Origin of the sequence: Mycobacterium simulans (genome assembly GCF_900232995.1) — a bacterium.
Taxonomy (GTDB): domain Bacteria; phylum Actinomycetota; class Actinomycetes; order Mycobacteriales; family Mycobacteriaceae; genus Mycobacterium; species Mycobacterium simulans.
The window spans coordinates 1-8856 of sequence record NZ_OCVX01000059.1 but is presented as its reverse complement, the minus strand read 5'-3'; the positions used below and the strand labels follow the sequence as shown (position 1 = coordinate 8856).

The window sequence follows — 8856 nt, the reverse complement described above, 5'->3', positions numbered from 1 at the left end:
CCTGCGATTCCCCCGGCCACAAGGACGGTGCCGGCGCCGCCGTTACCGCCTGCTCCCCCGTTCCCGTACAGGATGCCGCCGCTGCCACCGTTGCCGCCGCTGGCGCCGCCGGGACCGCCGTTACCGCCACTGCCGCCGTTGCCGATCAAGCCGGCGTTTCCTCCGTTAGTTCCGGCTACTCCTGACGTCGTGCTCGAAAAGCCCGCCCCGCCATTGCCGTACAGATATCCGCCGTCGCCACCGGGCACGCCCGGCGCCGTGGAATCTGCGCCGTTGCCGATCAAGGGGCGCCCGAACAGCGCCACGGTTGGAGCGTTGATCGCGTCAAGCAACGTCTGCTCGACGCTGGCGGCCTCGGCGCCGGCATACGCTCCGGCGCTGGCGTTGAGGACCTGCACTAGCTGTTGGTGAAAGGCGGCGGCCTGAGCACTCAGCGCCTGATAGCCCCGCGCGTGCGCGCCGAACAGCGCTGCGACGGCCATCGATACCTCGTCTTCGGCCGCGGCTAGCACCCCGGTCGTGGGTACGGCCGCCTCGGCGGTTGCCGCGCGGATCGCCGAACCAATACCCGACAGATCAGCTACCGCCGCCGTCAATGCCTCCGGCTGGACCAGCACAAATGACACTTGGCACCTCCCACGACAACAACTGGGATCCTAGCGCTCGGGATGGGCGAGCGGCAGAAAGTCTTACCAAAATCAGATCGCGTGACCGTGGCCCGTGCAGGCTCATCGATGGCCGTATCGAGTGTGCCGCGAGGTTTTTGAGCGTGCAGCTGCGGCGAGATTTCAGCGAATTTTCCACCCTGAGCGCACACTGCACGCCCGTTCTGCACACTCGATGCGCTTATGGCTCAGTGCCCGCGCTGCGCCAGGGCCCTGGCGAAAAATGCCAGATTTGCCGGCCGCTCGGCCAGTCGCCGCATGAAGTACCCGTACCATCGCGTGCCGAACGGAACGTAAACCCGCACCTGGTTACCGGAAGCGGCCAGCCGCCGCTGTTCATCGTCGCGGATTCCATACAGCATCTGGTATTCGAAATCACCAGCGCCACGGCCTGATTCACGAACCATGTCGGGCACCGCGGCGATCAGCGACGGGTCGTGGGAAGCGACCATCGGATAGCCCGACCCCGCCATCAGTACCCGAAGGCACCTCAAGTACGAGTCGGTGATCTCGGCGCCGTTCCGGTAGGCCACCGTTGCGGGCTCCTCGTAGGCGCCCTTACACAAGCGGACCCGCGCACCAACGGTGGCCAGCTCCTCGCAATCGCCGAACGTGCGCCTCAGGTACGCCTGTAAAACCGTGCCCAGCCAAGGAAAATCGACGCGGAGGTCGCCCGAGATCGACAACGTTGAATCGGTGGTGGTGTGGTCCTCGGCGTCCACCGTTACCCAGACACCTACCTGCTGGGCGCGTTCGCAAATCGTGCGGGCATTGTCCAGTGCGATCTTCTGACCGTCATGGTCCAGCGCCTGCCCGAGCGCCGAAAGCTTGAGCGATACCTCTAATGGCCGCACGCCGTCGCCGGCGGTATCGCCTCGCCGGCCCAGCGCATCGAGAAGGTCAAGGTATGCCTGCACCGAGGCGGCAGCGTCGCCGACGTCGGTGACATTTTCGCCCAGGTAGTCAATGCTGATGTAGCGGTCCGAATCCCTAAGCACGGCAATGCTTCCCAGGACATCATCAAGCGAATCGCCCGGCACGAACCTGCGCACCACTTTGCGGGTGACCGGTGACCGCTCGACAAGTCGACGTAGCCCGTCGGCCCGGCTGGCCGCCAGCAGGGCAGGACGCACAGTGTGGGCGAATAGGCCGGTCATCAGTCGGCCGCCATGTGCGGGTAGGTGTGGTCGGTGGCGGGGACGAATGTTTCCTTGATGGTGCGCGCCGATGTCCAGCGCAGCAGATTCATCGGCGATCCGGCCTTGTCGTTAGTACCCGACCCACGCGAACCGCCAAACGGCTGACGCCCGACCACCGCCCCCGTCGGCTTGTCGTTGATATAGAAGTTGCCCGCCGCGAAACGAAGCCGGTCCTGCGCCGTCAGCACCGCATCGCGGTCGTCCGCGATAACCGCACCGGTGAGCGCGTACCGAGATCCGGTGTCGACAAGGTCGAGGACCCGTTCGTATTGGTCGTCGGGGTAGACATGCACCGACAGCAGCGGTCCGAAGTATTCGGTGGCGAAGGACTCGTCGGTGGGGTCGTCGGACAGCAGCACGGTTGGTCGCACGAAATATCCAACGCTGTCGTCGTATTCGCCACCGACCGCGATCGTGACCCCGGCGGCTCCCTTCGCCCGTTCGATGGCGTCGACGTTTTTTACAAAGGCTCGTTGGTCAATCAACGCGCCACCGTAATTGGTCAGGTCAGTGATATCCCCGTAGGACAGCTCGGCGGCCGTGCCCAGAAGGGCATCGCCCATCCGTTGCCATACCGAATGCGCAATAAACGCCCGCGACGCTGCGGAGCATTTCTGGCCTTGGTAGTCGAAAGCTCCGCGGATCAACGCGGTGCACAGGACATCTGGGCGCGCCGATGCGTGGGCAACGACGAAGTCTTTACCGCCGGTCTCGCCGACCAGTCGCGGATAGCTATGGTAGCGGCCAATATTGGCGCCCACCTGTTGCCATAGGTGCTGGAATGTGGCGGGCGAGCCGGTGAAGTGGATGCCAGACAAGCGCGGATCGGTCAGTGCCACATCGGAAACCGCGAAGCCGTCACCGGCGACCAGATTGATCACACCGGGCGGCAGCCCCGCGGCCTCGAGCAGTTGCATCAGCAGATACGCCGACAGCGACTGGGTGATCGACGGCTTCCACACGACGGTGTTGCCCATCAGGGCCGGCGCAGTGGGCAGATTGCCGGCGATCGAGGTGAAGTTGAACGGCGTGATCGCATAGACGAAACCGTCCAGCGGGCGGTAATCGCTGCGGTTCCATTCACCTGGGCCGCTGATCGGCTGCTGGGCCAGGATCCGCTGGGCGAAGGCGACGTTGAACCGCCAGAAGTCGATCAGCTCGCACGGTGCGTCGATCTCGGCCTGGTACACCGACTTGGACTGGCCGAGCATCGTTGCGGCGGCGATCCTTTCCCGCCACGGCCCGGCCAGCAGATCGGCAGCGCGCAAAAACACCGCCGCCCGCTCATCGAAGGGCATGGCGGCCCAGGTGCTTTTCGCCGCCATGGCTGCGTCTATGGCAGCTGTGGCATCGGCGTGGGTGGCATTGGTCAGCGTTCCCAGCTTCGCGGCGTGCCGGTGCGGCTGGACGACGTCTATCGATTCGCCGTCGCCCATCCGGTGGCTACCGCCGATGACGTGCGGGAGATCGATCGGGTGATCGGCCAGGATGGTCAGTTCGGCACGTAGTCGGGTGCGTTCGGGGGATTTTGGCGCATAGTCGTGGACCGGCTCGTTGGCCGGCATCGGCACCTGGGTTATCGCGTCCATGCTTGCCAGGATCCCCGCCGGGCGATCTCAATCGATTGGCTGATCGGACAATATCAGGTCCGGTTGCTAGTAAAATCAGACAATATGCGAGTGGCCGGTGTCGGACTGGGCCAGTTGCTGCTTGCCCTGGATGCGACGATGGTCAGCCTGGTAGACGCTCCGCGTGGCATGGACCTTCCGGTGGCGTCGGCGGCACTGATCGATTCCGACGATGTCCGGCTGGGCCTGGCGCCCGCCGCGGGTTCGGCCGATGTCTTTTTCCTGGTGGGCGTCACCAACAATGAGACGTTGCGATGGATCGACGGGCAAGCACGCATCCGGCCGCCCGTCGCGATCTTTGTCAAGCAACCGTCGGACGCACTGGTGGGTAAAGCGGTCCGGGCCGGGTCGGCGGTGGTGGCCGTGGAGCCTCAGGCGCGCTGGGAACGCGTCTATCAATTGGTCAATCATGTCTTGGAGCATCACCGAGACCGTGCGACCGACGACTCAGGGACCGATCTGTTCGGTCTGGCACAGTCCTTAGCCGACCGCATCCATGGCATGGTCAGCATCGAAGACGCCCAATCGCACGTGCTGGCCTATTCGGCTTCCAACGACGGAGCCGACGAGCTGCGGCGGCTGTCCATCCTTGGCCGCGCCGGTCCACCCGAGCACCTGAAGTGGCTTGACCAATGGGGCATCTTCGATGCGCTGCGGGCCGGTGACGAGGTGGTGCGCGTAGCCGAACGGCCGGAGTTGGGTCTGCGTCCCCGGCTGGCGATTGGCATTCACCAGCCGGCGATCGGTGCCCGAAGGCCACCCGCATTCGCCGGCACCATCTGGGTACAGCAAGGGTCGCAACCGCTGGCCGACGACGCCGACGAAATGTTGCGGGGCGCAGCGGTGTTGGCCGCTCGGATCATGTCGCGGCTGGCGGCTCGGCCATCGACGCATGCGCGGCGAGTGCAGCAGCTGCTGGGATTGGCCGACACCGAATCCGGCCCACAGAGCGGTGACGTGGCCGTCGTCGCCCGCGAACTCGGCATCGCCGCCGACGGCAACGCCGCACTGATCGGCTTCGACACTGCCGACAGCCGAGCTCGGCTCGCCGACGTCTTGGCCCTGAGCGCCAGCGCTTTTCGCCGGGATGCCCAGGTCGCGTCGAACGGCTCACGGATCTATGTGCTGTTACCACATACTGCGACAGCCCGGTCGGTCAACTCGTGGGCCCGCGGCACGATCGCTGCGCTGCGTACCGAGCTCGGTGTCGACTTGCGGGCCGCCATCGCCGCGCCGGTTGCCGGATTGGCCGCGGTCGCGGCGGCACGCACCGAGGTGGATCGCGTGCTGGATAGCGCTGAGCGCCACCCAATCTCGATAGGCCAGGTGACATCGTTAGCCGAAGCACGTACCACCGTGCTGCTCGACGAAATCGTCACCCTGGTGGGCGCCGATACACGGCTCGTGGACCCAAGGGTTCGCGACCTGCGCACCCAGGATCCGGTGCTGGCCGAGACGCTGCGGGCCTACCTGGACAGCTTCGGTGACATCGGCGCTGCCGCGCAATCACTTCAGGTGCATCCCAATACCGTTCGTTACCGAGTGCGGCGCATCGAGAAGCTGTTGTCGACTTCGCTCGCCGATCCCGATGTGCGGCTGCTCTTTTCACTCGGCCTGCGGGTCTTGGAGAGACCGTAGCGCCCTTGGCCGGCGACACAGTTGGGCGCGCAGAGTAAAGTGTGTGCCGCTCACGCTCGAATCCAGCAAGTTCATATGTCCTGCCGTGATCCGTGGAGGTACCCGTGTCGGACCAACCGCCTAACTATCCGCCACCGCCACCGCCCGGCGGCTACGGTTATCCGCCACCGGCCGGCGGCTATGGTTATCCGCCGCCGGCACCGGGTGGTTATGGCTATTCGCCGCTGCCCGGTTATCCCCTACCACCCGGCGCCCGGACAAATACGATGGCCATTGCGGCCCTGGTTTCTTCTTTGGTCGGGTTGCTATGTCTCGGAATTGGGCCCATCTTAGGGTTGGTCTTCGGCATTATCGCCCTGAATCAGATCAAACAGTCCGGTGAAGGTGGGCACGGTTTGGCCATCGCCGGAATAACGATCAGCGGATGCGAAATCGCCTTGCTGGTAATCCTTTTGTTCATCGGGGCGATAGCGTCCAGGAACGACGAAACCCACCACCACAGGTATCACCGGTCCGAGCCCGCCATGGTGGCAATCGCCGAACCGCAGTCGATCTCGTGTTATCGCGGAGCGGAGCTGGGATACGGTAGCAGCGCCATCTCGCGAGCATTTTTGACCGCCGTGGCCACCTGACGCTGCTGCTGAACGGTCAAGCCGGTTACCCCGCGAGATCGGATCTTGCCTCGCTCGGAGATAAACATCCGCAACGTGGCGACGTCTTTGTAGTCAACCTTTTTGAGGCCGACGGCGTTGAGCAGATTCGCCTTGGCGCGTTTCGGCTCGGTTTGGCCGGCCCGTCGGTTGCGATTCGATTTGCGGCCCATCTACCAGCTCGCCTTACGTATGCCGGGCAGCTGGCCCGCATGAGCCAGCTCGCGCACTCGAAGCCGCGACAGGCCGAACTTGCGCAAGTGCCCACGGGGACGACCGTCGACGGCATCGCGGTTTCGCAGTCGCACCGGACTGGCGTCCCGGGGCTGCCGGGAAAGCGCGCGTTGCGCAGCCAACTTTTCCTCGAAGGTACTGGCCGGCGAACGAATTATCTGCTTGAGTTCAGCGCGCCGCTCGGCGTAGCGGGCAACGACCGCGTGCCGCTGTGCATTTTTGATGATCTTGGATTTCTTGGCCATTCAGCGTTCTTCCCGAAACTCCACGTGCCGGCGGATCACCGGGTCGTATTTGGTCAGCGTGAGCCGGTCGGGATTGTTGCGCCGATTCTTGCGAGTGACATAGGTGTAGCCGGTACCCGCGGTCAAGCGCAGCTTGACGATTGGCCGAGCCTGGTTTTGCGCCATCAGATGCGCTCACCTGATCTGCGCAACCGGACATCCACGGCTTCGATGCCATCGCGATCGATCGCCTTGGTGCCTTTCGCGCTGACCCGCAGCGTGATGCGCCGGTCCTCTGACGGCAAGTAATAGGTCTTGCGCTGCAGGTTGGGTGACCAACGCCGTCGCGTGCGGCGGTGCGAGGGCGACACCGTGTTACCGAAACCCACAGTGCGCCCGGTGACTTGGCAGCGCGCGGCCATACGCGCGGACATAGCAGCCTCCTATAGAAACCTGCTTATTGAAAATCGTTTTCGACAAGCTCCGCAGTGCACTGTAGCGTGGTCGTAGCTTAATGACAACGATTTTCAATAAGGGGTGAGTATGCGGACGCCCGTGCTACTGGTATCGGGTCAGGGCGATACCGACGAGGTGACTGGGACTCTGTTGCGTCGGCCGGGAACCGCGGTCGTCGAGCACCGCTTCGACGGCCACGTGGTGCGCCGCATAGTCATTACTCTGAGCCACGGCGAATTGACCAGCGTCGAGGAGGCCCTGGAGTTGACGCGCGGCTGTGTGTCGTGCACCGTCCGCAACGACCTGCTGGTGCTGTTGCGCAAACTGTCCCGGCGCGACAATGTGAACCGAATCGTCGTGCACCTGGCGCCATGGTTGGAACCCGAACCAATCTGTTGGGCAATAAACCACGTTCGCGTAAGTGTCGGACCCGGCTACGCTGACGGACCGGCAGCGCGCGATGTGCGGATTGCCGGCGTCGTGACATGTGTGGACTCCGCCAAATGGCTGCCACAAGCGCTGAGCGACGGCGAATTGTCGGACGGACGCACGGTGGCCCAAGTCGCCGTCTGCCAAGCCGAGTTCGCCGATGTGGTCGTTCTGACCCACCCGGAGCCCGTCACGCTCGCCGTCCTGCGGCGCCTTGCTCCGCGAGCGCGGATCACCGTCGGCGTCGACCGCCTCGAGCTGGCGCTGGCGAACCTGGACGACGGTTCGCGACGTGGCGACAGTGATAGCCCGCATGCTCCGCTGCTGGCCGGCATGCCTCCGCTTGGCGGCGACGGAGCGGTCGCGATCGTGGAGTTCAATGCCCGCCGCCCCTTTCATCCGCAGCGCCTGCATGCCGCGGTCGATGTGCTCCTGGACAAAGTGGTGCGAACCCGCGGCCGGCTATGGCTTGCCAACCGGTCCGATCAGGTCATGTGGCTCGAATCAGCGGGCGGCGGCCTAAGAGTCGCGTCGGCCGGAAAGTGGTTGGCGGCCATGACCGCCTCGGAGGTGGCCTACGTCGACCCGGAACGGCGCTTGTTCGCCGAGCTGATGTGGGAGTACCGCTTCGGTGACCGGCACACCGCGATGACGGTCCTGGTGTGCGGCGCCGACCCCGCCGACATCACAGCTGCTTTGCATGCCGCCTTGCTGAACGACGAGGAAATGGCCGATCCGCAGCGCTGGAAAAGCTACGACGACCCGTTTGGCGACTGGCACGAAGACCCATGCCACGAGACGCCCGACACGGCCGGGGAATTTTCGGCCCATCGCAACAACGGAGAATCCATATGAAGCCAGGCATCCACCCCGACTATCACCCCGTGGTGTTTCAAGACGCCAACACTGGCACGATGTTTCTTACCCGCTCCACGCTCACCAGCTCTCGCACCATCGACTGGGAAACGCCCACTGGCGTGCAGACTTACCGCCGTCTAGAACCGGCCTCTCTCGATGCTGTAGGTCCACTTAAGCAGATCGGCAGCACGACGCCTCAGCGCGCGCCGAGGTAGCCGCCGCGCAAGGCATCAGCCACGCCATGGCCTCGGGTGCTGGCCGCCGGCACGATCAGTCCGCGGCTGGTCAGCGCGATCATTGCCGCAAGCACAGTCGACGGGAAAGCCGCCCTGACCTGCGGTGGGAGAATTTCTTTACTGGTATCAAGTCGGATCGCTGACTTGGCCGCAAGCATCGATTAATCTCACGCCTTACGGATGACACGCGAGGGACGAACCAGATGGAAATACTTGTCACAGGGGGCGCAGGCTTTCAGGGAAGTCATCTATCCGAGTCGCTACTGGCCGACGGGCATTGGGTCACTGTCCTGAATACCTCATCGAAGAGTGCGACCCGAAACACGAATGACTTTCGTTCGCACGAGCGAGCTGCCTTTATCTCGGGTTCGGTGACCGATGGAGAAACGGTCCATCGCGCAGTGCGCGAGCACCACGTCGTTTTTCATCTGGCCGCCAATATCAACGTCGACCAGTCTCTCGGTGATCCAGAGAGCTTCCTCGAAACCAACGTGATGGGTACCTACCGTGTGCTAGTGTCCTGAGTCATTAATTCATGGGTTCTTGTTAGAATGGGTGATGCCGTCACCGCATGCCGCGCAGATCGTGTTGACCGAGGATGAACGCGCCGAGTTGGAGGGCTGGGTCCGGCGTCGCAAC

Annotated in this window: 10 protein-coding genes and 2 pseudogenes; 5 read left to right on the top strand and 7 right to left on the bottom strand. The window is 63.9% G+C overall.

Features of this window, described 5'->3' with window-relative positions:
- From MSIMFI_RS27140 to pruA, 3 genes are all read right to left on the bottom strand, one after another.
- On the bottom strand, window positions 1–626 hold a 626-nt coding region (locus MSIMFI_RS27140), incomplete at its 3' end, for a PE family protein (RefSeq protein WP_191500011.1).
- A gap of 227 nt (window positions 627–853) precedes the next feature.
- The gene (locus MSIMFI_RS27135; protein ID WP_191500010.1) at window positions 854–1822 is read right to left on the bottom strand and encodes a proline dehydrogenase family protein; all 969 of its coding nucleotides are present in this window, start codon (window positions 1820–1822) and stop codon (window positions 854–856) included.
- Window positions 1822–3453: an L-glutamate gamma-semialdehyde dehydrogenase gene (gene pruA / locus MSIMFI_RS27130; protein WP_191500009.1), complete on the bottom strand. Its 1632-nt coding sequence runs from the start codon at window positions 3451–3453 to the stop codon at window positions 1822–1824. The genes MSIMFI_RS27135 and pruA overlap by 1 nt, the downstream gene beginning before the upstream one ends.
- Before the next feature lie 84 nt (window positions 3454–3537).
- Here pruA and MSIMFI_RS27125 point away from each other — a divergent pair, with 84 nt between their 5' ends.
- The gene (locus MSIMFI_RS27125) at window positions 3538–5130 is read left to right on the top strand and encodes a PucR family transcriptional regulator (RefSeq protein WP_191500008.1); all 1593 of its coding nucleotides are present in this window, start codon (window positions 3538–3540) and stop codon (window positions 5128–5130) included.
- 266 nt (window positions 5131–5396) lie between these two features.
- Window positions 5397–5762 (top strand): DUF4190 domain-containing protein, encoded by a 366-nt coding sequence (locus MSIMFI_RS29930; RefSeq protein ID WP_224770488.1) that lies wholly within the window; start codon window positions 5397–5399, stop codon window positions 5760–5762.
- Here the strand turns inward: MSIMFI_RS29930 and rpsR are convergent.
- The 4 genes from rpsR to rpmB are packed head-to-tail and all read right to left on the bottom strand — an operon-like array spanning window position 5690 to window position 6660.
- A complete protein-coding gene (gene rpsR, locus MSIMFI_RS27115) occupies window positions 5690–5953 on the bottom strand; it encodes a 30S ribosomal protein S18 (RefSeq protein WP_191500006.1) in 264 nt (87 codons plus the stop codon). The two genes, MSIMFI_RS29930 and rpsR, sit on opposite strands and share 73 nt — an antisense overlap.
- Window positions 5954–6259 carry a 30S ribosomal protein S14 gene (rpsN, locus tag MSIMFI_RS27110; protein WP_191500005.1) on the bottom strand — a complete coding sequence of 102 codons (306 nt, stop codon included), beginning with the start codon at window positions 6257–6259 and terminating at the stop codon, window positions 5954–5956.
- Window positions 6260–6424 (bottom strand): 50S ribosomal protein L33, encoded by a 165-nt coding sequence (rpmG, locus tag MSIMFI_RS27105; RefSeq protein WP_191500004.1) that lies wholly within the window; start codon window positions 6422–6424, stop codon window positions 6260–6262.
- Window positions 6424–6660, bottom strand: coding sequence for a 50S ribosomal protein L28 (rpmB, locus tag MSIMFI_RS27100; protein ID WP_191500012.1), 237 nt, complete (start codon window positions 6658–6660; stop codon window positions 6424–6426). The genes rpmG and rpmB overlap by 1 nt, the downstream gene beginning before the upstream one ends.
- A gap of 121 nt (window positions 6661–6781) precedes the next feature.
- Between rpmB and mrf the strand changes: the two genes are divergently transcribed.
- The 3 genes and pseudogenes from mrf to MSIMFI_RS27085 form a co-directional block, all read left to right on the top strand.
- Window positions 6782–7978, top strand: coding sequence for a ribosome hibernation factor-recruiting GTPase MRF (gene mrf, locus MSIMFI_RS27095; RefSeq protein WP_191500003.1), 1197 nt, complete (start codon window positions 6782–6784; stop codon window positions 7976–7978).
- Window positions 7975–8112, top strand: a pseudogene (locus MSIMFI_RS28805) (50S ribosomal protein L31); the annotation flags it as partial. The gene mrf and the pseudogene MSIMFI_RS28805, both read left to right, overlap by 4 nt.
- Window positions 8113–8420: 308 nt before the next feature.
- Window positions 8421–8732 (top strand): annotated as a pseudogene (locus MSIMFI_RS27085) (GDP-mannose 4,6-dehydratase); the annotation flags it as partial.
- Window positions 8733–8856 lie beyond the last annotated feature (124 nt).

What these genes read in the sequence shown, in the direction of transcription:
- MSIMFI_RS27135 (WP_191500010.1), bottom strand. Translation starts at nt 1,822, where the DNA reads ATGACCGGCCTATTCGCCCACACTGTGCGTCCTGCCCTGCTGGCGGCC.
- pruA (WP_191500009.1), bottom strand. Translation starts at nt 3,453, where the DNA reads ATGGACGCGATAACCCAGGTGCCGATGCCGGCCAACGAGCCGGTCCAC.
- MSIMFI_RS27125 (WP_191500008.1), top strand. Translation starts at nt 3,538, where the DNA reads ATGCGAGTGGCCGGTGTCGGACTGGGCCAGTTGCTGCTTGCCCTGGAT.
- MSIMFI_RS29930 (WP_224770488.1), top strand. Translation starts at nt 5,397, where the DNA reads ATGGCCATTGCGGCCCTGGTTTCTTCTTTGGTCGGGTTGCTATGTCTC.
- rpsR (WP_191500006.1), bottom strand. Translation starts at nt 5,953, where the DNA reads ATGGGCCGCAAATCGAATCGCAACCGACGGGCCGGCCAAACCGAGCCG.
- rpsN (WP_191500005.1), bottom strand. Translation starts at nt 6,259, where the DNA reads ATGGCCAAGAAATCCAAGATCATCAAAAATGCACAGCGGCACGCGGTC.
- rpmG (WP_191500004.1), bottom strand. Translation starts at nt 6,424, where the DNA reads ATGGCGCAAAACCAGGCTCGGCCAATCGTCAAGCTGCGCTTGACCGCG.
- rpmB (WP_191500012.1), bottom strand. Translation starts at nt 6,660, where the DNA reads ATGGCCGCGCGCTGCCAAGTCACCGGGCGCACTGTGGGTTTCGGTAAC.
- mrf (WP_191500003.1), top strand. Translation starts at nt 6,782, where the DNA reads ATGCGGACGCCCGTGCTACTGGTATCGGGTCAGGGCGATACCGACGAG.